Origin of the sequence: Salibaculum halophilum (assembly GCF_002094885.1) — a bacterium.
In the GTDB taxonomy this organism is placed as follows: domain Bacteria; phylum Pseudomonadota; class Alphaproteobacteria; order Rhodobacterales; family Rhodobacteraceae; genus Salibaculum; species Salibaculum halophilum.
Genome location: NZ_MSIT01000007.1, coordinates 65,281 through 87,713, shown reverse-complemented (window position 1 = coordinate 87,713; position 22,433 = coordinate 65,281). Strand labels below are relative to the sequence as shown.

Genomic DNA, 22,433 nt, shown 5'->3' with positions numbered 1-22,433 from the left:
ATCCGTCTTGGCGAATGGTTAATCGCTTGCCAGACCCGCCTCGGCCGCGATGTCACGGCGCGACTTGCGCGCCCGTTCCGTGGCCGATTTCAACTGGCCGCAGGCGGCCATGATATCCTCGCCGCGTGGGGTGCGGATGGGGCTGGCATAGCCGGCCTTGTAGAGGATGTCGGCAAAGCTCTCGATCCGCGCCCAGTCCGAGCGTTCGTAGGGCGCGCCGGGCCATTCGTTGAAGGGGATCAGGTTGATCTTGGCAGGGATACCCTCGATCAGCTTGACCAGGCGGCGGGCGTCGGCGTCGCTGTCGTTGACGTCCTTGAGCATCACGTATTCGAAGGTGATGCGTTCGGAATTCGACGCCTTGGGATAGGCCTTGAGCGCATCGAGCAGGGTGGCGATGTTCCACTTTCGGTTGATGGGCACCAGCTTGTCGCGCACCTCGTCGGTGGTGGCATGAAAGGACACGGCCAGTTGACAGCCGATTTCCTCGGCGGTCTTGGCGATCTCGGGGACTATGCCTGAGGTCGAGAGCGTGATGCGGCGGCGCGACAGGGCGATGCCCTCGCCATCCATGGCGATCTTCATGGCGTCGCGCACGTTCTCGAAGTTGTAAAGCGGCTCGCCCATCCCCATCAGCACGATGTTGGACAAAAGCCGCGGGCCGTTCTCGCCGGTGCCCTGCCCCGGTTCGGGCCATTCGCCCAGATCATCGCGCGCCATCATGACCTGGCCGATGATTTCCCCAGCGGTCAGGTTGCGCACCAGTTTCTGGGTGCCCGTGTGGCAGAACGAACAGGTCAGCGTGCAACCCACCTGCGACGAGATGCAAAGCGTGCCGCGGTCTTCCTCGGGGATATAGACAACCTCGACCTCATGGCCGCCGTTGATCCGGGCCAGATACTTGCGGGTGCCGTCGGCGCTGACGGTTTTCGACACCATTTCGGGCAACTCGATCACGAAATGCGCGGCCAGCCTGGCGCGGAAGTCCTTGGCCAGGTTCGTCATCTGGGCAAAATCGCGCACACCCCAGTGATAGACCCACTGCCAGATCTGGTTGACCCGCATCTTCGCCTGTTTTTCGGGCGTGCCGGCGGCGATCAGCGCATCGCGCAGCGCCGGGCGGGTCAGGCCGACGATATTCGTCGGGCCATCCTCGGGCACGTGCCGCTTGATGGTCAGAACGTCTTGCGTGATCGGGGCCGGGGCCGACATGGGTGCGCGCATCTCCTTGGGGTCAGATGCGCCTGATACAGGAGCGGTGCTCCGATTCCAAAGAAAATCATTTCGCCAGTAGACACAACTATAAAACTAGTTATATAGGAATTCTGAAAGGAGTCGCACCATGCAAAACGAAGAAGCCAGCCAGGGGTTCGCCGCCATGGGGTCGGAGGCGCGGCTCGACGTGCTGCGCTGCCTGGTCCGCGCGGGCCCCGAGGGGCTGACCATCGGCACGATCCGGGCGCGCACCGGGATCGCGCCCTCGACCCTTGCGCATCACCTCAAGTTCCTGACCGCCGCCGGGCTTGTCGCCCAGCAGAAACAGGGCCGCAGCGTGATCAACCGCGCGGATTACGACCGGCTTGAGGCGCTGGCCGGCTTCATCCTGACTGAATGTTGCGCCGACGAAACCAGAGAGATTGCCAACGATGGCTGATACCGGACTGATCGCGCGGCGTGGGCCGCGCCTGCCCGAGCGGGTGAAATCCGTGTGGGCGGTGACCGCCCTCGTAATTCTCGAGGTGGCGCTGCTGGACCCGCCGCAACTGTGGCCCACGGTGGAATTCGCGCTCTCGGCGCTCGGGCGGACCGCGCCCTATATCGTCTTCGCCGTGATCCTGATTGCAGGTCTCAAAGCGACGGGGTCGGAAACGCTGGTCTCGCGCGCATTCGAGGGGCGCGAAGTGCAGGCGATCTTCATGGCAGCCGTCTTCGGCGGGCTGGCGCCGTTCTGTTCATGCCAGGTGATCCCATTCATCGCGGCGCTGATCGTCGCGGGGGCGCCGCTCTCGGCGATCATGGCGTTCTGGCTCGCCTCGCCGCTGATCGACCCGCCGACGCTGCTGATCACCGCCGCTGCCCTTGGCTGGCCCTTTGCCATCGGCAAGGCCGTCGCGGCCATCGGTGTCGGCCTCATGGGCGGCTTCGTCGTTCGAGCCCTGACCCGCGCCGGGCACCTGGCGAACGTGTCCCGCCAGAAATCGGGATGCGGGTCCTGCTGTTCGTCGGGGCCTAAGGCCGAGGCCCGCCCGGTCTGGCGGTTCTGGCAAGACCCGGACCGCCGCGCCACCTTCCGCAGCGCGCTCGTCGAAAACGGGGCGTTCCTGCTCAAGTGGCTGGCGCTGGCCTATGTGCTCGAGTCGCTGCTGATCACCTACATCCCGGCCGAGGCCGTGGCCAGTGTCGTTGGGGGCGAGGGCATGCTGCCCATCGTGATCTCGGCCTTCGTGGGGATGCCTGCCTACCTCAACAGCTACGTCGCGCCGCCGCTGCTGGCGGGCCTGACCGACCAGGGCATGACGGCCGGCGCCGCGATGGCCTTCATGGTGGCCGGCGCGATCAGTTCGGTGCCCGCGATGGCCGCGGTCTGGGCACTGGTGGTGCGGCGGGTCTTCGCGCTCTACCTCGCGCTTGGGATCAGCGGGGCAATCCTGTCGGGGGTCGTGTTCCAGCTGGTGGCCTGACCGGTCCCTGCGCGCAGCAAGGCAGGCCCGCCTGCCTTGCGCCAGCGTTTCATGTCTAGCCGGAGCAGCGACTGCCCGCGTCCTCCACGGCCGCGGTGAAGCCCAGCAGCGAAAAGGTATGCACGACCCTGGTGCCGCGGCCCGACACGCCGGTCAGTTCCGCTTCGGCGCCGCGTTTCATCGCCGCGACGATGGCGGCATCATCCTCGGGCGTGGCCGCCCAGGCCCATTCGCCTTCGGTGAACATCTCGAAGCTGTCGCCGCCGATCTCGACGGTCACGGTCGAGCCATCGTCAAAGGGATAGCCGCCGTTGTAGCTGACCTGTCCCTCGACCCCCTCGGCGGGTTGATAGGACACGAAGAGCAGGACCTCGCCGGTGCTGGCCGACACCGGGTTGCCGTCGCGAAAGAACTCCTCGGTCTTGGGCGCGGAGACGCCCCAGCACTGCACCGGGTCCTCTTCGACAAAAACCGACCAGTCGGTGTTCGCCGCCACACGATTGGAGCTTTCCTCCTGCGCCAATGCGGCCGTGCCCGTGACTATGGCCGTTGCCACGGCCAGGCCGCGCGATAGTCGTGAAATCATGTCTACAGCCTCCAAGCTGTCCTTGCCTCTGTCTGATCAACCCCCGGTGCCTTGTGCGCGCACCTTTTCTGCTGGATCGGATCAGATCAACTCGATACCCCCACCAGTAGCAAGAAATTGCCACGATGGGAATTCCCCTGTTCGGGCAGCCAACGCGCGGGAAAGGATCAGCATGACACGGGCACAGCACCTCGTCGAACTCTGGCGCGGGGACCTTTTGGAAAGCAGCCATCACGGCCACGCGGTGATCTGCGACGCGCAGGGCGAAATCGTCGAAGCCTGGGGCGATCCCGACCATGTGACCTATCCGCGGTCCTCGGCCAAGATGATCCAGGCCCTGCCCCTGGTCGAGACAGGCGCTGCCCGGGCGGACGGGCTGACCACCCGGCAGCTGGCCCTGGCTTGCGCCTCGCATTCGGCTGCGCGCATCCACACCGACCCGGTGCGCGACTGGTTGACGGCGATGGGCCTGGACGACGGGGCGCTTCTCTGTGGTCCGCAGGCCCCGCGCGACCGCGACGCCAAATTCGAGATGATCCGCGCCGGGCAGAGCCCCTGCCGCTATCACAACAATTGTTCGGGCAAGCACTGCGGGTTCCTCGCCGTGTCCCGGCATCTTGGCGCCGGGCCGGATTACCTGGCCATCGACCACCCGCTGCAGGTCGCGATCAAGGACGCCTTCGAAGAGGTGACCGGGGCCGAGAGCCCCACCTGGGGCATCGACGGCTGTTCGGCGCCAAACCACGCCACGAGCGTTCACGCCATGGCGCGCGCCATGGCCCATTTCGCCAGCGCGCAGGACCGCTCCGACACCCGGTCACGCGCCATGGTCAGCCTGAGCGCGGCGATGATGAGCCACCCCGAGTTGGTCGCTGGTGAAGACCGCGCCTGCACGCGGCTGATGCGCGCCGCCGAGGGCCGCGCCGCGGTCAAGACCGGGGCCGAGGGCTATTTCATCGCCATCCTGCCCGAGCGGCGCATGGGCATCGCGCTCAAGATCCTCGACGGGGCGACCCGCGCCGCCGAATGCGCCATGGCCGCCCTGCTGGCGCGCCTCGGCGTCGTCGACGACGCCGACCCCCAGGTCCGCGCCTACCTGAACCCCGATATCACCAACTTCGCTGGGCAGGTGACGGGGGAGATGCGCCCGGCGGCGACGCTTTCGGGACGGCCCCGCGCGTGAGCGCGGAGCGCGGCGCGTCGACGCGCCGCCCGCTAAGCGGCGAAGTCTTCCCACGCGTAACCCTGCAGGAACAGCAGCGCGGTCAGGTCGCCGTGATTGACGCGCAGCGCGCACTGGGCCGCCACGGCGGGCTTGGCGTGCAGGGCCACGCCGCTGCCCGCCCGGCCCAGCATGCCCAGGTCGTTGGCCCCGTCGCCCACGGCCAGCACATCGCGCTCTGACAGGCCCAGCCGGGCCGTGGTTTCCTCCAGTGCCTGAACCTTGGCCGCGCGGCCCAGGATCGGGCGCGCGACGTCGCCGGTCAGCGTGCCGGCCTCTTCCAGCAGCACATTGGCCCGGTAGTCGTCAAACCCCAGCGCCTGCGCCACCGGGCCGGCGAAGGCGGTGAAGCCGCCGGAAACGAGCAATGCGTGGGCGCCCTGCGCCTTCATCGTGGCGACCAGCGCCTTGCCGCCGGGCATGTAGGTGATCCGCTCGGCCAGGACCCGGTCGATCACCTGAACCTCCAGCCCCTGCAACAGGCCGACACGCTCGATCAGCGCCCCCTCGAAATCCAGCTCGCCGTTCATGGCGCGGGCCGTGATCTCGGCCACGCGGTCGCCGATCCCCGCCGCGGCGGCCAGTTCGTCGATGCATTCCTGCCGGATCATGGTGCTGTCCATGTCGGCCAGCAGCATCGCCTTGCGGCGTCCCTCGGCCGGCTGCAGGTTCAGGTCCACACCCAACGCGTCAAGCTCGGCCCGCACCGTGTCGAAATTGCCGGGCCGGGCCGAGAGGGCGAACTCCGCCGCTTCGTCAGGGGACAGCCAGAGGGCATCGCCACCGCCCCAGGCGTTGCGCAGATTCTCGACAAGGCTATGGTCCAGCCCCCCTCGCCGGGCGATCAGGGTCACGATGTGCATGCGGCCTCCGTTCCGTTCGTGGCAGGACAACCACAAAACCGGTCAGAGTGCCAGCGCGTCACCTGTCATTGCGAAACGGCTGGATCAGCAGACGGTCCAGCCATTGATCCCGCCGCGTGCCGAAGCGGCCGATCCCGATGCCCATGCCGGAATGGCCCCGGCTGGGCTGGGCGGTATAGGTGCCGAACAGCCGATCCCACCACGGCAGGCAGAACCCGTAGTTGCTGTCGGTTTCACTGCGGATGTCGGAATGGTGGACGCGGTGCATGTCGGGGGTCACCACGACCATCCGCACCAGCGGCTCAAACGCCCCTGGCAGACGCACGTTGGAATGATTGAACAGCGCCGTCGCGCTCAACAGGATTTCGAACAGGATAACCGCGACCGGGGCCAGCCCGAGGGCCAGGACGACCCCCATCTTGATCGCCATGGACAGCACGATCTCGATGGGGTGGAACCGCAGGGCGGTGCTGACGTCGAAATGCGGATCGGCGTGGTGCATCCGGTGCAGGCGCCACAGCACGGGCACCTTGTGAAACAAGACGTGCTGCCCGTAGATGGCCAGATCGAGCAGCAGCACACCGGCGACCACGGCCAGCGCACCAGAGACGTTGATCGCCGGGAACAGCCCCCAGCCGTTGTTGGCCGCGATCGAGGCGACACCGACGGCAAGGACGGGAAACACGAGCCGCAGGACAAGCGTGTCGAGCACCACCATCGCGAAATTGTTGCTCCAGCGAAGCAACCGCGGGATCTCGGCACGCCGCGCGGGCGCCAGAAGCTCCCACAGGGCAAAGAGGGCCAGCAGCACGACAAAGACCGCCACGCGCCACAGGGGTTCGTGTTCGATCAAGTTTTCCAAAAAGGAAAAAATATATAAGTATCTTAATATATCAAGAGGCTTTCGACGCTCTTTAAAGGCGCGCCTCTGACGCTTCTGCGCGCAAAAATGTCGCATTCTGGCGGATCGACTGTTGCAGCCACGCAGCCAAGGCAGTAAGGGCGTTCGTGGGACACCCCTCCCCAACGAGGGGCGCTTATCTGGAAGGGTAGCAAAAATGACCACGACGAAACCGGCGACGCGGCCGGCCAATCCGCGTTTTTCCTCCGGCCCCTGTGCCAAGCCCCCCACATGGACACCCGACGCGCTTGCCGACGCCGCCCTGGGGCGGTCGCACCGCGCGGCCGTGGGCAAGGACAAGCTCAAGTCCGCGATCGAGACCACGCGCGAGGTGCTGGGCATCCCCGCCGACTACCGCATCGGCATCGTGCCCGCCTCGGACACCGGTGCGGTGGAAATGGCGATGTGGTCGCTACTGGGCGAACGGCCCGTCGAGGTGGTCGCCTGGGAAAGCTTCGGGGCGGGCTGGGTCACCGACGCGGTCAAGCAGCTCAGGCTGGACGCCACCGTGCACGAGGCCGATTACGGCGAGATCGTCGACATGGCCGCGCTGAACTACGACGACGATGTCGTCTTCACCTGGAACGGCACGACCTCGGGCGTGCGCCTGCCCACGGGCGACGTGATCCCGGCGGATCGCGCGGGCCTGACCATCTGCGACGCGACCTCGGCCGCCTTCGCGCAGGACCTGCCCTGGGACAAGCTGGATGTGACCACCTTCTCCTGGCAGAAAGTCATGGGCGGCGAGGCCGCGCACGGGATGCTGATCCTCAGCCCACGCGCCGTCGAACGTCTGGAAAGCTACACCCCGCCCTGGCCGTTGCCCAAGATTTTTCGCATGACCAAGGGCGGCAAGCTCAACGAGGCGCTCTTCGAGGGGGCCACGATCAACACTCCGTCGATGCTCGCGGTCGAGGATTACCTCTTCGCGCTGGGCTGGGCGAAATCCATCGGCGGGCTGGACGCCCTCATCCACCGCGCCAACACCAATGCGCGGGCGATCTGGAATTTCTGCGCCAGCCGCGACTGGATCGCCAACCTGGCCCGCGACCCGGCCACCCGGTCGAACACCAGCGTCTGCCTGAAATTCACCGACGACCGCATCGCCGACGGGGCAGCCTTCGCCAAGGCGGTGCAGAAACGGCTGGAGTCAGAGGGCGTGGCCCTCGACGTGGGCGCCTACCGCGACGCGCCGGCCGGGCTGCGCATCTGGTGCGGCGCCACGGTCGAGACCAGCGATATCGAGGCGCTGCTGCCCTGGCTCGACTGGGCCTACCAGGCCGAGATCGACGCGCTGACCGCCGCAGCCTGATTCCTGCGCCCCCGGTTGGCCCGCAAGGGGCGCTCGGGGGCGCCTCCCATCCCATTTCGTTCAAGGACCACGCACATGGCCCCCAAGGTACTCATCTCCGACAAACTCTCCGACGCTGCCGTACAAATCTTCCGCGACCGCGGCATCGACGTCGACTTTCAGCCCGACCTGGGCAAGGACAAGGACGCGCTGCGCGAGGTCATCGGCCAATACGACGGCCTTGCCATCCGCTCGGCCACCAAGGCCACCGAAAAGATCATCGCCGCCGCCGACAACCTCAAGGTGATCGGCCGCGCCGGGATCGGCACCGACAACATCGACAAGGAGGCGGCCTCGAAAAAGGGCATCATCGTGATGAACACGCCCTTCGGCAACATGGTGACCACCGCCGAACACGCCATCGCCATGATCTTCGCCGTGGCCCGCCAGATCCCCGAGGCCAGCGCCAGCACACATGCGGGCAAATGGGAAAAGTCGAAATTCATGGGCGTCGAACTGACCGGCAAGACCCTCGGCGTCATCGGCGCGGGCAACATCGGCGGCATCGTCTGCGACCGCGCCCGCGGGCTGAGGATGAAGGTCGTCGCCTACGACCCCTACCTGTCCGAGGAGCACGCCACCGAAATGGGCGTGGAAAAGGTCGAACTTGACGCGCTGCTGGCCCGGGCCGATTTCATCACGCTGCACGTGCCCTTCACCGACGCGACGAAGAACATCCTCAGCCGCGAGAACCTGGAAAAGACCAAGAAGGGCGCGCGCATCATCAACTGCGCCCGCGGCGGGCTGGTCGACGAGGAAGCCGTGGCCGACCTGCTGAAATCCGGGCACCTCGGCGGGGCGGCCTTCGACGTCTTCGCGCAAGAACCGGCCACGGAGAACCCGCTGTTCAACCTGCCAAACGTCGTCTGCACCCCGCACCTGGGCGCGGCCACCACCGAGGCGCAGGAAAACGTGGCGCTGCAGGTGGCCGAGCAGATGTCGGACTATCTGCAGACCGGGGCGGTGCAGAACGCGCTCAATTCGCCCTCGGTCACCGCCGAAGAGGCCAAGATCATGGGTCCCTGGATCAAGCTGGCCGACCATCTGGGCAACTTCATCGGCCAGATGACCGACGAGCCGATCAAGGCGATCAATATCCTCTATGACGGCGAGGCCTCGGAAATGAACCTGGCCGCGCTGACCTCGGCCACCGTGGCGGGCATCATGACTGTGACGAACCCGGACGTGAATGTCGTCTCGGCCCCGATCATCGCCAAGGAACGCGGGGTGCAGATATCGACCACCAAGCAGGACCAGTCCGGAGCCTTCGAGGGCTACATCAAGGTCACCGTCGTCACCGACAGCCGCGAACGCTCCATCGGGGGCACGGTCTTCAGCGACGGCAAGCCGCGCTTCATCCAGATCAAGGGCATCAACATCGACGCCGAGATCGGCGAGCACATGGTCTATACCACCAATGAGGACAAGCCGGGGATGATCGGTGCGCTGGGGGCGACCATGGGCGCGCATGGCGTGAACATCGCCAACTTCACCCTTGGCCGCGCGACAGACCGGGGCGAGGCCATCGCGCTGCTTTACGTGGACGAGCCCGTGCCCGCCGCCGCGCTGAACGAACTCAAGGGAACCGAACTGTTCAAGCAGGTCAAACCCTTGACCTTCAACGTCGACTAGGATCATCGGGACGGGCGCCGGTCCGGCGCCCTTCCCGTTTTCGAGGCCCCTCCGGATGCTTTATGCCATCGGCGACATTCACGGCCAGTCGGCCCAGCTTGATAGTGCGCTGGCGCTGATCGAGGCGGACGGCGGGCGCGACGCGCCGCATGTCTTTCTGGGCGATCTTCCCGATCGCGGCCCCGACACCAAAGGCGTGATCGACCGGCTCATGGCCGGGCAGGCCGCGGGGCGCGACTGGACGGTGATCCTGGGCAACCATGACCGCATGTTCCTGCGTTTCGTCCGCGACGGGGTGGAACATGATCCGGCCATCAGTTCGGGAAAGGGCTGGCTGTTCCCGGCGCTTGGCGGCCCGGCGACGCTGGCCTCCTACGGCGTGACGGGGGCGGATGAGTCCGCGGACCGCGCCGCGCTGCTGGCCGAGGCCCGGGCCGCGGTGCCGCGCGCGCATCTGGACTGGCTCGCCGAGCGGCCGCTCTGGCACCGGGCGCAGGGGCATCTCTTCGTGCATGCCGGTCTCCGCCCCGGCCTGCCGGTCGAGGCCCAGTCCGAGGAGGACCTGATCTGGATTCGCGACGGCTGGCTCGACGACACGCGCGACCACGGCGAGATGGTCGTGCACGGCCACACCGCGCTGGATCATCCCCGCCACGAGGGCAACCGCATCAACCTGGACGGCGGGGCGGGCTATGGCCGGCCGCTGGTCCCGGCGGTGCTGGACGGCGGCCTGTGGTTCACCCTGTCCGAAGCGGGGCGCCGGCCGCTGACGCCGCCGCACTGAAGCGCGGCTTTCGCCCGCCCCCGCCGTCGGCTAAGCACGCGCCATGCCCCAAGGCTTCGCCACCCTCACCGACCTGCTGGACCACGGCTATGACGATGTCATCGACGTGCGCTCCCCGGCCGAGTTCGCCGCCGATCACATCCCCGGCGCCATCAACCTTCCCGCGCTGTCGAACGAAGAACGCGCGCGGGTCGGCGCGATCTACACGCAGGTCGCCCCTTTCGAGGCCCGCAAGATCGGCGCGGCGCTGGTGGCGCGCAACGTCGCCGGGCACTTGGAAACCGACCTGGCCGACCGCGACGGCGGCTGGCAACCGCTGGTCTACTGCTGGCGCGGCGGTCAACGGTCGGGGTCGGTTGCGACCATCCTGCGCGCCGTAGGATGGCGAACCGAAACCGTGTTGGGCGGCTACCAGGCTTACCGCCGGCTGGTCCACGCGATGCTTTACGACACGCCCCTGCCCTACCGGGTGATCCTGCTGGACGGCTATACCGGCACCGCCAAGACGGACCTGCTGCACCGGCTGGCAGGGCTGGGGGTGCAGATGCTCGACCTCGAGGGGCTGGCCGGGCACCGCGGCTCGATCCTGGGCGGCGACCCGGCGGGGCAGCCCGGCCAGAAGGCCTTTGAAAGCACGCTGGCCTGTCGGCTGGCCCAACTCGACCCTGCCCGGCCCCTGGTTCTGGAAGCAGAGAGCAGCAAGATCGGCGAGCGGATTATTCCGCCCGCGCTCTGGGCCGCCATGAAGGCCGCGCGCCGGATCGTGCTGGACGCGCCGCTGGACGCGCGCGCCGCCTACCTCGTCGAGGCCTACGCGGATGTCATCGCCCGCCCCGACGATCTGGCAAAGCGGCTGCAAGTTCTGCGGCGCCATCGCGGGGGCGCGGTGGTGGAGCGCTGGATGTCGCTGCTGGCGGAGGGCGATCACGCGGGGCTGGCCCGGGCCCTGATGCAGGATCACTATGACCCCAGCTATGCCAAGTCGCGCGCGGCGCGCGCCCATCCCGTGCTCGCGCGGATCGAGGCCGCGGACCTGACCCCGCCCGCGCGTGACGCCCTGGCGGCGCGGATCGCCGACACCGTCAGGTCTGCAGGCTGATGCCCGTGCCCTCGGTCACCCGGCCGATCAAACGCGCAGGGTAACCCGCGGCGCAGAGCGCGGCGCAGGTTTCCTCGGCGGCGTCCCCGGCCACGGCCGCCAGCAGACCGCCGCCGGTCTGCGGGTCGAACAGCAGGTCGCGCAGCGGGCCCTCCGGCCCCGTCACCGGCAGGGCATGCGCGACATTGTCGTCAAACAACGTGGAGCGCACCCCGGCCCTCGCCAGGTCCAGCGCGCCGGGCAGCAGTGGCACCGCGTCCAGCTCCGCCCCGGTGCCGGAGGCGCGGCAGATCGCCGACAGGTGCCCCGCCAGGCCGAAGCCCGTCACGTCCGTCATCGCGCGGGCCTCACGCAGCAGGCGCGACGCGTCGCCCTGCCCCTGGACCATGGCCTCATGGCAGGCCAGCACGTCGGGCCCGCGCGCCAGGCCGCGCATCTCGGCCGCCAGGATCGTGCCCGATCCGATGGGCTTGGTCAGGATCAGCGCATCGCCGGACACCGCGCCCTGCACGGTGATCGGCGCGGCCTCGGCCAGCCCGGTAACGGTGAACCCCAGCGTCGTCTCGGCGCCCTGTGTGGTGTGGCCGCCGACGATCTCGGCCCCGGCCTGCGCCATGACCTCGCTCGCGGCCCGTGTGATCTCGGCCAGGGTGCGGGTCTGCAGGGCGGGGGTCATGCGCGGCAGGATCACGCTGACCAGCGCCGACTGCGGCGCCGCGCCCATCGCCCAGATATCGCCCAGCGCATGATTGGCCGCGATCCGCGCCATCAGGGCCGGGTCCTCGGTCACGGCGCTCAGGTGGTCGGTGCTCAGTACCTGCTGCGTGCCACCCATGGACAGCACTGCCGCGTCATCGCCGGGCCGGCTGACCACGTCCGCGCGCCCGGGCACCGGCAGACCGCCCAGCGCCGTGACCAGAGCGCTGCCGCCGACCTTGGCCCCGCACCCGGAACAGGGCGGGGTGCGCCCAATGGTCTCGGCCACGCCGGTCGCGGCGCGGGCGGGGGCCTCGGGCGTCATGACGGGCAGGTCGTCGAAGCGGCGCATGAAGGTGCGGTCGATCCGGTCCTTCCAGCGCCACAACAGCCGCCCGCGCCGCGCCGTGCCCAGCTTCTCGGCCAGTGCCGTCTTGCCGCCCAGCGAGATCAGCTTGAGGTAATCCTTCTGCGGCTTGAAGCGGCGCAAGGGGCGGTTCGAGAGATGGGCGACGAGGTTGTGATGCAGCACCGGCGCTTCGCGCACGGCAAAGACCCCGGCCTTGGGGCGCGGGTCAAAGCCGAGATGCGCGCAATCGCCCACGGCGAAGACGTGCGCTGACGAGGTCTGCAGCGTCGGCCCGACCGAGAGGTAGCCCGCGTGGCAATCCAGCCCGGTCTCGGCCAGCCAGCCCTGCGGCTGCGCCCCGGCGGCGCCGGTGGTGAAACGGCTTTCGATCCGGCGGCCATCGGCCAGGTGAACGGCATCCGCCGTCACCTCGGCGACGTCGGCCCCCTCGACCCGGACAACCCCCTGGTCGTCGAGCGCCGCCAGCAGCCTGTCGCGGGCGGGCGGTGCGAAGTCCCCCAGCACCTTTCCGCGGTCGATCAGGTGCACGGCCGCGTCCTGGTGGCCACGCTCATGCAGGGCATGGGCCATGGCCATGGCCAATTCGGCCCCCGCCACGCCGCCGCCGATCACGGCGACCTGCGGCGTGGCGGTCTCGGCGCGAAAGGCCTCCCATCGCGCGGAAAAACGGCCCAGGGGTTTGGCCGGGATACCGTGGTCGGCGAACCCGGGCAGCATCGGCATATCCGAGGTGATGCCGACATCGACCGAGGCGACGTCATAGGCAATGTCGCCGCGCCCGTCGACGGTAATGGTCCGCGCCTGCGGATCGAGCGCGGTCGCGCGGCCCACGATGATCCGCGCCCCGGCAAAGCGGCACAGCCGCACGAGGTCGATATCCAGGTCGTCGCGGCTGTAGTGGCCGGCGACGAAACCCGGAAGCATCCCCGAATATGGCGCGGTCGGGCCGGGGTTGATGACGGTCAGGCGCACGCCGGGCAGCGGGGCCATGCCCCACTTGCGCAGCACCAGCGCGTGGGTGTGACCGCCGCCGATCAAAACCAGGTCGCGGGTCAGTGGCACGGGCTTTTTCATGCCTGATCCGTAATGCGTTTTCGGGGCGGGCGAAAGGATTTCCGGCCGCGCGCGGTCACGTTCCCGTGGCCGCGAAGCCCGGCCGAGCGCGCCAGGATCCGGTGCGGTGAAACGCCCTCGCGTTAGCTGTTTGGAAACCCGGTGCATGCAAGGGTCAAGCCAGTTGCGGGTCAGAGGCCGTCGCCGCGCCTCGGCCCGATACACAAGACCCTCCTGGCCGGTGCGGCGGGCGGCCCCCGATACGGTGTCGGCCGCCTGTCGCATCGGCCGGTATGGCCGGGAGCTTGGCCTCTGCTCCCGGCCGTATCGGGACTCGTGACCGGTGTCAGGCAGTCAGGTCGGCATTTCCCGGCCGAGGGCGGCATCCCGCCACGCGCGATGGTGCGACGGCGGCGAGAGCCAGCCGGAACGCCCCCGTGGACATGCCCGGGTTTCGCGCCGGTATTCCGAAAGGGCACTCTGTCGGAGCAATGGTGCAACCGGCCCAGCCGGGAACACCTGACCGGCACCTTTTAAGTTCTCGGTAACGGGGCCTCGGATGAACCCTGCGCGCATCCAAAGGGCGGGACGAATTCCATCCGCGGGCTGTCGTCATTCGCCCGTCTCGTCGACTTGGCACGAGGGTTCGCGCGCAGATTTTGCCAGCCGCCCCGTCAATTCGAAGCAGGCGTCGCCACGTCAGGGGTTTGGGACGGGGCCGTCGCGCGGTAACGTGGCAGTATAAGACTGGAGGATCACATGACCGACGATATCGTTTTGCTGTCGGGCACCCGTACCGCCATCGGCACCTTCGGCGGGGCGCTGGCCGGGGTGCCGCCGACCGACCTGGGCGCGTCGGTGACACGCGCCGCACTGGACCGCGCCGGGCTGGCGGCGGACCGTGTAGGGCATGTGGTCTTCGGCCATGTCATCAACACCGAGCCGCGGGACATGTACCTGTCGCGCATGGCGGCCGTGGGGGCGGGCCTCCCCGAAACCGTGCCGGCGATGAACGTGAACCGGCTGTGCGGGTCGGGCGCGCAGGCCGTCGTTTCGGCGGTGCAGGCCCTAAGGCTGGGCGACGCGGATTTCGCGGTGGCCGGCGGGGCCGAGGTCATGTCGCGCAGCCCCTTCATCATGCCCGATCAACGCTGGGGCGCGAAGATGGGCGATGTCCGGTCCCTCGACATGATGCTGGGGGCGCTGAACTGCCCCTTCGGCACCGGCCACATGGGGGTTACGGCGGAAAACGTGGCGCGGGACCACGGGATCAGCCGCGCCGATCAGGATGCCCTTGCGCTGGAAAGCCAGAAGCGCGCGGCCGCCGCCATCGCCGCCGGGCATTTCACGGGCCAGATCACGCCCGTCACCGTCAAATCCAAGCGGCAGGAGGTGGTGGTCGACACCGACGAGCACCCCAAGCCCACCACGGCCGAAGGGCTTGCCGGATTGCGGCCGGCCTTCGAGGCGGACGGCACGGTCACGGCCGGAAATGCCAGCGGCATCAATGACGGGGCCGCGGCGCTTGTGCTGGCCCGTGCCGGCGCGGCCGAGTCGGCCGGGCTGACCCCCCGCGCGCGCGTCCTCGGCTATGCCCACGCCGGGGTCCGCCCCGAGGTCATGGGTATCGGCCCGGTCCCGGCGGTGCGTGCGCTGTTCGACCGCACCGGGCTGGGGGCCGAGGATTTCGACGTGATCGAGTCGAACGAGGCCTTCGCGGCGCAGGCGCTCGCGGTGTCACGGGAATTGGGCCTCGACCCTGCCAGGGTGAACCCCAACGGCGGCGCCATCGCGCTGGGCCACCCGGTGGGCGCGACGGGGGCGATCCTCACCGTCAAGGCGCTGCACGAACTCGACCGCACGGGCGGCCGCAAGGCCCTGATCACCATGTGCATCGGCGGCGGCCAGGGCATCGCGCTGGCGATCGAACGGCTCTAGGCCTCGGGCCAGTCCCGCACGAAGGCGGGCTTGTCCGGCGCGCTCAGCTCGGGGTCATGGCGGTAGCCGCCAAGGTCGAAGCCGGTCAGCCCCTCGGCGTCCTCGATCCGGTTCTCCATGACGAAGCGCGCCATCGCGCCGCGCGCCCGCTTGGCGTAAAAGCTGACGGTCTTCGTCTTGCCATCGCGGTTTTCCAGAAAGACCGGCGTAACCACCCGCAGGCCCAGCGCGGGCCGGTCGGCGGCGGTGAAATACTCGACGCTGGCGCAGTTGATCAGGGTGTCGGTGCCCTGGTCCTGCGCCTGCCGGGTCAGCGCGTCGGCGATCCGGTCGCCCCAGAAATCATAGAGGTTTTTGCCCCGCCGCGTTTTCAGGCGGCTGCCCATTTCCAGCCGGTGCGCCTGGATCGCGTCCAGTGGGCGCAGCAGCCCGTAGAGCCCCGACAGGATGCGCAGATGTTCCTGGGCGTAGCGCAGCGCGTCCTCGGACAGGGTCTTGGCCTCCAGCCCCTGGTAGGTGTCGCCGTTGAAGGCAAAGACGGCCGGTTTGACCGCGTCCTCGGTCGGCTCATCAAGGAAATCGCGGTAGCGGTCGCGGTTGAGCGTGGCCAGATTATCCGAAAGGCCCATCAGCGCCTTGAGGTCCTTCTTGGGCAGGTTGCGCGCCGTGCGGGCCAGGCGGTTGGCCTCATCGTGAAAGATCGGCCTGGTCGGCGTGTGGCCCACGGGCGCCATGTCGAGGGCCTTGGCGGGGGACAGGACGGTGAGCATCGGGAAACCTCGTTTGCGAACGTAGGACAAGGATATGGCGCGCGGCGCGAAAGGCCAGCCCGTCAACCACCGCCGATGACATCGAGGAAGGCCGCGCCGAAACGGTCGGCGTAGCGATCCCCCAGAAGGCGGGCCATGGCGGTTGCGTCGCGCGGTTTCTGCCGTGCGACACGGGCCAGCAGCGCGGCGGAACAGGTCATCGGCTTGTCGGTGCCCTCGGGGCCGCGCGCCAGATCGGCCTGCACTTCCAGAAGGCGATCATAGAGCGTGCCCTCGTCGCGCCCGGCCAGCCTGGCGCGGGCGGGATGCATCTGCTCGGCCTCGCCGGTGATGACCTGCAGAAAGGCCTGGCCGTAGCTGTCCAGCTTCTTTGCGCCGATGCCCGACAGCCGCGCCATGTCGTCCAGCGTGCGGGGCCGGGTTTCGGCCATCTCGACCAGGGTGCGGTCGTTGAAGATGATGTAGGCGGGCACGCCCTGCGCCTCGGCCAGCGCGCGGCGCTTGGCCTTGAGCGCGGAGAGCAGAGGCGCGTCCTCGTCGCTGACCATGGCGCGGACCTTGGGGCCGGGCTTGGCTGTCTTGATGGTGTCGCGGCGCAACTCGATGCGCTGCTCGTCGCGCAGGATCGGGCGGGCGCGCTCGGTCATGCGCAGGGCGCCGTGGCGCTCGGGGTCGGGGCGCAGCAGGTCGTGGCCCATCATCTGCCGGAAGATCGCCTGCCATTGCTGGCGCGAATAGTCCTTGCCCACCCCGAAGGTCGGCAACTGGTCATGGCCGCGCTGGCGGATCTTGTCGGTCTCCGATCCCAGCAGGATCTCGATCAGGTGACCGGCGCCGAAACTCTCGCCCGTGCGCAGCGCGGCCGACAGGGCCATGCGCACCGGTGTCGTGCCGTCGAAAACCTCGGCCGGCTTGTCGCAAAGGTCGCAATTGCCGCAGGGGGCGGCCTCTTCGCCGAAATAGCCCAGCAGGGCCTGGCGGCGGCAGGTCAGCGCCTCGGCCAGGCCCAGCAGCGCGTTCAGGCGGCCATGATCGGCGGCGCGGCGTTCGGGCGGGGCCAGCCCCTCGTCGATCTGGCCGCGGCGAAAGCTGATGTCCTGCGGGCCGAAGAGGGTCAGCGTCTCGGCCGGGGCGCCGTCACGGCCGGCGCGTCCGATCTCCTGGTAATAAGCCTCGATCGACTTGGGCAGATCCACATGGGCGACCCAGCGGATATCGGGTTTGTCGATGCCCATGCCGAAGGCGACCGTGGCGCAGACGATCAAGCCGTCCTCCTGCTGGAAGCGCCGCTCGATGGCCCGGCGGTCCTCGGCCTCCATCCCGCCGTGGTAGTGGCAGGCCTTGTGGCCGTCCTCGCGCAGGGCGGCGGCCAGCGTTTCGGTCTTGGCGCGCGTGCCGCAATAGGCGATGCCCGACTGCCCCTTGCGCGCGGCGGCAAAGGTCAGGATCTGGCGGCGCGGCTGGTCCTTGACGGCGAAGGCCAGGTGGATGTTGGGCCGGTCGAAACCGCGCAGGAAAGTCTGCGGCGGCGTTCCGTCGAACAGCTTGTCGACGATCTCGGCCCGGGTTTCGGCATCGGCGGTGGCGGTGAAGGCGGCCAGCGGCACGTCCAGCGCCCGGCGCAGGTCACCGATCGCCATGTAATCGGGGCGGAAATCGTGGCCCCACTGGGACACGCAATGCGCCTCGTCCACCGCGATCAGGCGCACGCCCGCCTGCCGCAGCATCCGCTGCGCACCGCCCGAGGCCAGCCGTTCCGGCGCCATGTAGAGCAGCTTGCAACTGCCGTCCTGCAGCGCGCGAAAGGCGGCGTCGGTCTCTTCCTCGGTGTTGCCCGAGGTCAGCGCATGGGCGGCGACGCCGGCCTCCTGCAGCCCGCGGACCTGGTCGCGCATCAGCGCGATCAGCGGCGAGATCACCACTGTTACCCCGTCGCGCACCAGCGCGGGCAGCTGGAAGCACAGCGACTTGCCCCCTCCGGTGGGCATGATCGCCAGGGTATTGCGGCCCGCCGCCACGGCCTCGACGATTTCCTGCTGTCCGGGCCGGAAAGCGTCGAATCCGAAAACGTCACGGAGCAGCGTCGCGGCGCTCATGAAGGGGACCTGTCTGTTGCCGAAGGGGCGATGCAGGACAAATCCCACAGCCCGATTCGGGGGGCAAGGCCCGGCGCGTCAGATAATCAGGATGCGCAGGATCTCGAGCCCGATCAGCGCCACCAGCGGCGACAGGTCGATCCCGCCCATCTGGGGCAGGACGCTGCGGATCGGGGCATAGATCGGCTCCATCAGGCGGTTCAGGCCGGACCAGACCTGATAGACGAAGGGCTGGCGGATGTTGAGCACCTGAAAGTTTATCAGCCAGCTCATGATGAAATGCACGATGATGAAAAAGCGCAACACGCCAATGAGCAGGAGCGCGATCTGCTGGAGGTCATTCATGGTCCGGTCCTTTCGTTGACCGACAAGTAGGCAGCGACACCCGCGGGGGCAATCCCCGAGTTGGCCGAAATCACGCCGCGTAAGCCTTGACGCCCTTGGGGCCGTGCGGGGTAAGTCCCCCCATGTATCCATTTCTTCGCATGTCGTGGCAGATGTCGCGCGCCCGCAGGGCCCCGCCCCTGGGCCTTTGGGACACACATGAAAGCACCCATCTGTGCTGGCCCTGGGACCTCGATATCTGGGCCGAGTTGAACAATGGCCGCACGTTGACGCTGTTCGACCTCGGCCGCCTGCCCATGGCGCGGCGCATCGGCATGATCGACCTGCTGAAGCCCCGCAAATGGGGCATGGCCGTGGCCGGGGCCTCGGTGCGCTATCGCCGCCGGGTGCATGCCTTCTACAGGCTGACCCAGCGCACCCGCTGCGTCGGCTTCGACGACAGGTTTCTCTACCTCGAACAGGCCATGTGGCGCAGCGACGGGGCCTGCGCCAACCATGGCCTGATCCGCATGGCCGTGACCGGGCCGGACGGGATCGTCGCCCCGGCCAGGGTGGCCGAGGCGCTGGGGCACACCGGCCCGTCGCCCGCCCTGCCCGATTGGGTCCGCGCCTGGGCCGAGGCCGACAACACCCGGCCCTGGCCCCCGATGCAGGGCTGACACTAGGCTTGCCAGGCCCGCCGGTTGCCTGTCTTATCGCCCCAGGCAAGAGGTGCGGGCATGGCGAGTGTGTTGCAAAAGCGCGTCTGGGGCTGGATGGCCTTCGACTGGGCGACCCAGCCGTTCTACACGCTGGGGCTGACCTTCATCTTCGGCCCCTATTTCGCCACGGTCGCGGCCGAGTTCTTTCTGACCAGCGGCATGACCGAACGCGCCGCCGACGCGCGGGCACAATCGCTGTGGTCTCTGGGCCAGACGCTGGCCGGGCTGTTCATCGCCTTCACCGCACCCGTTCTGGGTGCCTATGCCGACAGCACGGGGCGGCGTCTGCCCTGGCTTGTCGCCTTTTCGGCGGTCTTCGTCGTCTGCACCGCCTTGCTGTGGTTCATGGTGCCCGACGGGTCGGCGACGATGTTTTGCCTGGTGGCCTTTTCCATCGCCTTCGTGGCGGCCGAATACGCGCTTGTCTTTACCAACGCTATCCTGCCCGGGTTGGGCGATCACGACGAGATCGGGCGCATTTCCGGCGATGGCGCGGCCATCGGATACTGGGGCGGCTTCGTGGCCCTGCTCATCTTTCTGCCGCTCTTCTTCGAGCTGAACGAGGGCAAGACCATGCTGGGGATATCGCCCGGGTTCGGGCTGTTGAACGGCATGGACCGCGAAGGAACCCGCGCGGTCGGCCCCTTCATCGCCGTCTGGTTCCTGATCTTCATGATACCCTACTGGCTGTACGTGCGCGAGGATGCGGCCCCCAACCGCGCGGGCGGCATGGCCGCGGCCCTGCGCGACCTCAAGATATCCCTCGCCGGCGTGGTGCATCGCCGGAGCCTGTTGAACTTCCTGATTTCCTCGATGTTGTATCGCGATGCGCTGGCCGCGCTCTATGCCTTCGGCGGTGTATACGCCGCGCTCGTGCTCGACTGGGGGCTGATGCAGATCGCGGCCTTCGGCATCATCGGCGTGGTCGCCGCCGCGGTCTCGACCTCGATCGCCGGGCGGGCGGATCGAAGGTTCGGCCCGCGGCCCGTGATCCATGTCTGCATCGTCACGCTGATGGTCGTCTGCGTCATCATCGTCGGCATGACGCGCGAACAGGTCCTCGGCATCCCGCTGTCGCCGGGCAGCCCGGTGCCGGACCTGCTGTTCTACATCTGCGGATCGATCATCGGCGGCGCGGGCGGCGGCATCTACTCGGCCAGCCGCTCGATGATGGTGCGCCACACCCTCCCCGAACGCCCGACCGAGGCCTTCGGCCTGTTCGCCCTGTCGGGCAAGGCGACCGCCTTCCTCGCGCCCGGGCTGATCGCCTTCTTCACCTGGTGGTTCGGCGATGCGCGGCTGGGCTTCACCCCCGTCATCGGGCTTTTCCTGGCGGGCTTCGTTCTGCTACGCTGGGTTGAACCCGAAGGAGATCGTGCCGAATGGTCAAACGACTCCATACCGGCGCCCTGATCCTGGCGCTGACGCTCGCAGCGGCCTGTCAGGACGCCAGCACCGAGCGCGACGCCGGGGGCGACGCGCCCAGTGTTTCGACCCAGAACGCCGATGACACCCGCGTCGCCAAGCAGGTTTTCGGGTTCCTGCCCACGGCCTCGGACCAACCCAGCGCGGCCCTTGGCGGATACGCGCGGGGCTGCCAGGCCGGCGCGGTGCAACTCGCCGAGACGGGGCCGACCTGGCAAGCCATGCGCCTGAGCCGCAATCGCAACTGGGCGCAGCCCGAGACGATCGACTACGTCAAGGACCTGAGCCGCTTCGCCGCCACCCTGCACGGGTGGCAGGGCCTCTATGTCGGCGACATGAGCCAGCCGCGCGGCGGGCCGATGCTGACCGGCCACCGCAGCCACCAGTCCGGGCTGGACGCCGACGTCTGGATGCGGCCGCCTGACCGGCTGGACCTGACGGCGCAGGACCGCGAGAACATCAGCTCGATTTCCATGCGCCGCGACGGCGGGGCATTTACCAATGACCGCTGGACCGACGAACACATGCGCCTGCTGCGCGCGGCGGCCAGCGACGACCGCGTGGCGCGCATCTTCGTCTTTCCCGGGGCCAAGGTGGCAATGTGCGACTGGGAAACCGGCGACCGCGCCTGGCTGCGCAAGATCCGCCCTTGGTGGGGCCATCACTACCATTTCCACGTGCGCCTGCGCTGCCCCGAGGGGAATGACGCCTGCAAGAACCAGGCCCCGCCGCCGCCGGGCGACGGCTGCGCGGCAGCGCAGACATGGGTGGACAACATCCTCGATCCGCCCCCGCCCGACCCGGAGGCGACGCCGCGTCCCTCACGCGGGCCGCTGCGGATGGCCGATCTGCCGGGGCAATGCGCCGCGGTCGCCGCGAACTGAGTTGACAAGTCCCGAGCCGGGTCCGTAAGTGCAGTTCGCCCTGTCGCGCAGGGCCAAGTCTCCGCAACCTTGTAAAAACGGACCAGAGCATGACCCGTCTTCTTCCCGGCATCCTTGCCATGGCCGCCGTCGTCGTGGCCTCGAACATCCTCGTGCAGTTCCTGCTGCTCGATGGCCTTCTGACTTGGGGGGCCTTCACCTATCCCTTTGCCTTTCTCGTCACCGACATCATGAACCGCGTCTACGGCCCCGGCCCGGCGCGGCGAGTCGTTTTTGCCGGCTTCGTGACTGGAGTTCTCTGCTCGATGATCGGCAGCCAGATCATGCTGCAGGGTGACGGGTTCACCTATGCGGCGGTGCCGCTGCGCGTCGCCGTGGCCTCGGGCAGCGCGTTCCTAGTGGCGCAACTGCTTGATGTGGCGATATTTTCTCGCCTGCGGGACGGGGCCTGGTGGCGCGCGCCGCTGGCCTCGACCGTGATCGGCTCGGCGGTCGACACGGCGCTGTTCTTCACCATCGCCTTCAGCGCGGCGCTGTCCTTCGGTGCGGCGGCCGACGCGCAAATCGGCTGGGCACAGGGGCCGGCCCCCTTCCTGCTGGGCGGGCCGGAGGCGCCGCTCTGGGTCTCTTTGGCGGTGGCCGACTGGGGGGTCAAGCTGGCCATCGCCCTGGTCGCGCTGATCCCCTTCCGGCTGATCGTCGGACGGCTGCTGCGGCCCGTCACTCAAATGTAGTAATTTTTCCTTTGGCGATCCCCCGATCTTGTGTTTGTCTCAATGCAGGCGAAACAACGAAAGGAGGTGATCCAGTGTCTAGAAAGAGATTGGAGAGAGGTGTCGGGACAGCTCGGAGGTTTGACATCTGAGGCAGCCCTTGGGTGAACGAAAATCCGGGTGGGCCGGTTATCACCAACGCGTGAGAGCAGTCTAACCGACCCCACCTCCTGAACTTTCGAAGGGCCGTTCCATCGCCGGGGCGGCCCTTTTAATCTTGATATGCCGCATTTCGCCAGACCGTGCAGGGTTCAACCCGAACG

General features: G+C 68.2%; 20 protein-coding genes. 12 read left to right on the top strand and 8 right to left on the bottom strand.

All coding sequences use genetic code 11. The features are described 5' to 3' along the window. Positions 1 to 18: 18 nt before the first annotated feature. The gene (gene rlmN, locus BU124_RS06025) at positions 19 to 1,212 is read right to left on the bottom strand and encodes a dual-specificity RNA methyltransferase RlmN (RefSeq protein WP_084861677.1); all 1,194 of its coding nucleotides are present in this window, start codon (positions 1,210 to 1,212) and stop codon (positions 19 to 21) included. A gap of 130 nt (positions 1,213 to 1,342) precedes the next feature. On the opposite strand from rlmN, the gene BU124_RS06020 reads away from it, so the two are divergent. Beyond that, positions 1,343 to 1,654 (top strand): ArsR/SmtB family transcription factor, encoded by a 312-nt coding sequence (locus tag BU124_RS06020; RefSeq protein ID WP_084861675.1) that lies wholly within the window; start codon positions 1,343 to 1,345, stop codon positions 1,652 to 1,654. Next, positions 1,647 to 2,681 (top strand): permease, encoded by a 1,035-nt coding sequence (locus BU124_RS06015; protein WP_084861673.1) that lies wholly within the window; start codon positions 1,647 to 1,649, stop codon positions 2,679 to 2,681. Before BU124_RS06020 ends, BU124_RS06015 begins: the two co-directional genes overlap by 8 nt. A 55-nt stretch (positions 2,682 to 2,736) precedes the next feature. Here the strand turns inward: BU124_RS06015 and BU124_RS06010 are convergent, their stop codons facing one another. After that, complete coding sequence (locus tag BU124_RS06010; protein WP_084861671.1) at positions 2,737 to 3,267, bottom strand: invasion associated locus B family protein; 531 nt, start codon at positions 3,265 to 3,267, stop codon at positions 2,737 to 2,739. Between the two features lie 172 nt (positions 3,268 to 3,439). Between BU124_RS06010 and BU124_RS06005 the strand changes: the two genes are divergently transcribed. Further along, positions 3,440 to 4,450 (top strand): asparaginase, encoded by a 1,011-nt coding sequence (locus BU124_RS06005; RefSeq protein WP_084861669.1) that lies wholly within the window; start codon positions 3,440 to 3,442, stop codon positions 4,448 to 4,450. Between the two features lie 32 nt (positions 4,451 to 4,482). Here the strand turns inward: BU124_RS06005 and serB are convergent, their stop codons facing one another. Together serB and BU124_RS05995 are read right to left on the bottom strand one after the other, a co-directional pair. Then, positions 4,483 to 5,352 (bottom strand): phosphoserine phosphatase SerB, encoded by an 870-nt coding sequence (gene serB, locus BU124_RS06000; protein ID WP_084861667.1) that lies wholly within the window; start codon positions 5,350 to 5,352, stop codon positions 4,483 to 4,485. A 58-nt stretch (positions 5,353 to 5,410) separates the two neighbouring features. Further along, complete coding sequence (locus BU124_RS05995; protein ID WP_342743725.1) at positions 5,411 to 6,205, bottom strand: sterol desaturase family protein; 795 nt, start codon at positions 6,203 to 6,205, stop codon at positions 5,411 to 5,413. A 205-nt stretch (positions 6,206 to 6,410) separates the two neighbouring features. Between BU124_RS05995 and BU124_RS05990 the strand changes: the two genes are divergently transcribed. The 4 genes from BU124_RS05990 (at position 6,411) to mnmH (ending at position 11,119) form a co-directional block, all read left to right on the top strand. Further along, on the top strand, positions 6,411 to 7,565 hold the full coding sequence (locus BU124_RS05990; protein ID WP_084861663.1) for a phosphoserine transaminase: 1,155 nt from the start codon (positions 6,411 to 6,413) through the stop codon (positions 7,563 to 7,565). A gap of 75 nt (positions 7,566 to 7,640) precedes the next feature. Continuing rightward, positions 7,641 to 9,236, top strand: coding sequence for a phosphoglycerate dehydrogenase (gene serA, locus BU124_RS05985; RefSeq protein ID WP_084861661.1), 1,596 nt, complete (start codon positions 7,641 to 7,643; stop codon positions 9,234 to 9,236). 55 nt (positions 9,237 to 9,291) lie between these two features. Beyond that, positions 9,292 to 10,020: a metallophosphoesterase gene (locus tag BU124_RS05980; RefSeq protein ID WP_084861659.1), complete on the top strand. Its 729-nt coding sequence runs from the start codon at positions 9,292 to 9,294 to the stop codon at positions 10,018 to 10,020. Between the two features lie 43 nt (positions 10,021 to 10,063). Then, entirely contained in the window at positions 10,064 to 11,119 is a 1,056-nt protein-coding gene (mnmH, locus tag BU124_RS05975) for a tRNA 2-selenouridine(34) synthase MnmH (RefSeq protein WP_084861657.1), read from the top strand. On the opposite strand, the gene selD is transcribed toward mnmH, so the two are convergent. Next, positions 11,103 to 13,259 carry a selenide, water dikinase SelD gene (gene selD, locus BU124_RS05970; RefSeq protein ID WP_084861655.1) on the bottom strand — a complete coding sequence of 719 codons (2,157 nt, stop codon included), beginning with the start codon at positions 13,257 to 13,259 and terminating at the stop codon, positions 11,103 to 11,105. The two genes, mnmH and selD, sit on opposite strands and share 17 nt — an antisense overlap. Before the next feature lie 738 nt (positions 13,260 to 13,997). Between selD and BU124_RS05965 the strand changes: the two genes are divergently transcribed. Beyond that, a complete protein-coding gene (locus BU124_RS05965; protein ID WP_084861654.1) occupies positions 13,998 to 15,176 on the top strand; it encodes an acetyl-CoA C-acyltransferase family protein in 1,179 nt (392 codons plus the stop codon). Here the strand turns inward: BU124_RS05965 and yaaA are convergent. The 3 genes from yaaA to BU124_RS05950 form a co-directional block, all read right to left on the bottom strand. After that, on the bottom strand, positions 15,173 to 15,946 hold the full coding sequence (gene yaaA / locus BU124_RS05960; protein WP_084861652.1) for a peroxide stress protein YaaA: 774 nt from the start codon (positions 15,944 to 15,946) through the stop codon (positions 15,173 to 15,175). The genes BU124_RS05965 and yaaA overlap by 4 nt on opposite strands. A gap of 62 nt (positions 15,947 to 16,008) precedes the next feature. Next, positions 16,009 to 18,042 carry a DNA helicase RecQ gene (gene recQ / locus BU124_RS05955; RefSeq protein ID WP_084861649.1) on the bottom strand — a complete coding sequence of 678 codons (2,034 nt, stop codon included), beginning with the start codon at positions 18,040 to 18,042 and terminating at the stop codon, positions 16,009 to 16,011. A 78-nt stretch (positions 18,043 to 18,120) separates the two neighbouring features. Continuing rightward, positions 18,121 to 18,387: a YggT family protein gene (locus BU124_RS05950; RefSeq protein ID WP_084861647.1), complete on the bottom strand. Its 267-nt coding sequence runs from the start codon at positions 18,385 to 18,387 to the stop codon at positions 18,121 to 18,123. Positions 18,388 to 18,509: 122 nt separating this feature from the next. Here BU124_RS05950 and BU124_RS05945 point away from each other — a divergent pair, with 122 nt between their 5' ends. The 4 genes from BU124_RS05945 (at position 18,510) to BU124_RS05930 (ending at position 22,131) form a co-directional block, all read left to right on the top strand. Next, complete coding sequence (locus BU124_RS05945) at positions 18,510 to 19,046, top strand: acyl-CoA thioesterase (RefSeq protein ID WP_084861644.1); 537 nt, start codon at positions 18,510 to 18,512, stop codon at positions 19,044 to 19,046. Positions 19,047 to 19,106: 60 nt separating this feature from the next. Then, complete coding sequence (locus BU124_RS05940) at positions 19,107 to 20,501, top strand: MFS transporter (protein ID WP_084861643.1); 1,395 nt, start codon at positions 19,107 to 19,109, stop codon at positions 20,499 to 20,501. Next, the gene (gene mepA / locus BU124_RS05935; protein ID WP_084861640.1) at positions 20,471 to 21,397 is read left to right on the top strand and encodes a penicillin-insensitive murein endopeptidase; all 927 of its coding nucleotides are present in this window, start codon (positions 20,471 to 20,473) and stop codon (positions 21,395 to 21,397) included. The genes BU124_RS05940 and mepA overlap by 31 nt, the downstream gene beginning before the upstream one ends. 89 nt (positions 21,398 to 21,486) lie before the next feature. After that, positions 21,487 to 22,131 (top strand): queuosine precursor transporter, encoded by a 645-nt coding sequence (locus tag BU124_RS05930; protein ID WP_084861638.1) that lies wholly within the window; start codon positions 21,487 to 21,489, stop codon positions 22,129 to 22,131. Positions 22,132 to 22,433 lie beyond the last annotated feature (302 nt).

What these genes read in the sequence shown, in the direction of transcription:
- rlmN (WP_084861677.1), bottom strand. Translation starts at nt 1,212, where the DNA reads ATGTCGGCCCCGGCCCCGATCACGCAAGACGTTCTGACCATCAAGCGG.
- BU124_RS06020 (WP_084861675.1), top strand. Translation starts at nt 1,343, where the DNA reads ATGCAAAACGAAGAAGCCAGCCAGGGGTTCGCCGCCATGGGGTCGGAG.
- BU124_RS06015 (WP_084861673.1), top strand. Translation starts at nt 1,647, where the DNA reads ATGGCTGATACCGGACTGATCGCGCGGCGTGGGCCGCGCCTGCCCGAG.
- BU124_RS06010 (WP_084861671.1), bottom strand. Translation starts at nt 3,267, where the DNA reads ATGATTTCACGACTATCGCGCGGCCTGGCCGTGGCAACGGCCATAGTC.
- BU124_RS06005 (WP_084861669.1), top strand. Translation starts at nt 3,440, where the DNA reads ATGACACGGGCACAGCACCTCGTCGAACTCTGGCGCGGGGACCTTTTG.
- serB (WP_084861667.1), bottom strand. Translation starts at nt 5,352, where the DNA reads ATGCACATCGTGACCCTGATCGCCCGGCGAGGGGGGCTGGACCATAGC.
- BU124_RS05990 (WP_084861663.1), top strand. Translation starts at nt 6,411, where the DNA reads ATGACCACGACGAAACCGGCGACGCGGCCGGCCAATCCGCGTTTTTCC.
- serA (WP_084861661.1), top strand. Translation starts at nt 7,641, where the DNA reads ATGGCCCCCAAGGTACTCATCTCCGACAAACTCTCCGACGCTGCCGTA.
- BU124_RS05980 (WP_084861659.1), top strand. Translation starts at nt 9,292, where the DNA reads ATGCTTTATGCCATCGGCGACATTCACGGCCAGTCGGCCCAGCTTGAT.
- mnmH (WP_084861657.1), top strand. Translation starts at nt 10,064, where the DNA reads ATGCCCCAAGGCTTCGCCACCCTCACCGACCTGCTGGACCACGGCTAT.
- selD (WP_084861655.1), bottom strand. Translation starts at nt 13,259, where the DNA reads ATGAAAAAGCCCGTGCCACTGACCCGCGACCTGGTTTTGATCGGCGGC.
- BU124_RS05965 (WP_084861654.1), top strand. Translation starts at nt 13,998, where the DNA reads ATGACCGACGATATCGTTTTGCTGTCGGGCACCCGTACCGCCATCGGC.
- yaaA (WP_084861652.1), bottom strand. Translation starts at nt 15,946, where the DNA reads ATGCTCACCGTCCTGTCCCCCGCCAAGGCCCTCGACATGGCGCCCGTG.
- recQ (WP_084861649.1), bottom strand. Translation starts at nt 18,042, where the DNA reads ATGAGCGCCGCGACGCTGCTCCGTGACGTTTTCGGATTCGACGCTTTC.
- BU124_RS05950 (WP_084861647.1), bottom strand. Translation starts at nt 18,387, where the DNA reads ATGAATGACCTCCAGCAGATCGCGCTCCTGCTCATTGGCGTGTTGCGC.
- BU124_RS05945 (WP_084861644.1), top strand. Translation starts at nt 18,510, where the DNA reads ATGTATCCATTTCTTCGCATGTCGTGGCAGATGTCGCGCGCCCGCAGG.
- BU124_RS05940 (WP_084861643.1), top strand. Translation starts at nt 19,107, where the DNA reads ATGGCGAGTGTGTTGCAAAAGCGCGTCTGGGGCTGGATGGCCTTCGAC.
- mepA (WP_084861640.1), top strand. Translation starts at nt 20,471, where the DNA reads ATGGTCAAACGACTCCATACCGGCGCCCTGATCCTGGCGCTGACGCTC.
- BU124_RS05930 (WP_084861638.1), top strand. Translation starts at nt 21,487, where the DNA reads ATGACCCGTCTTCTTCCCGGCATCCTTGCCATGGCCGCCGTCGTCGTG.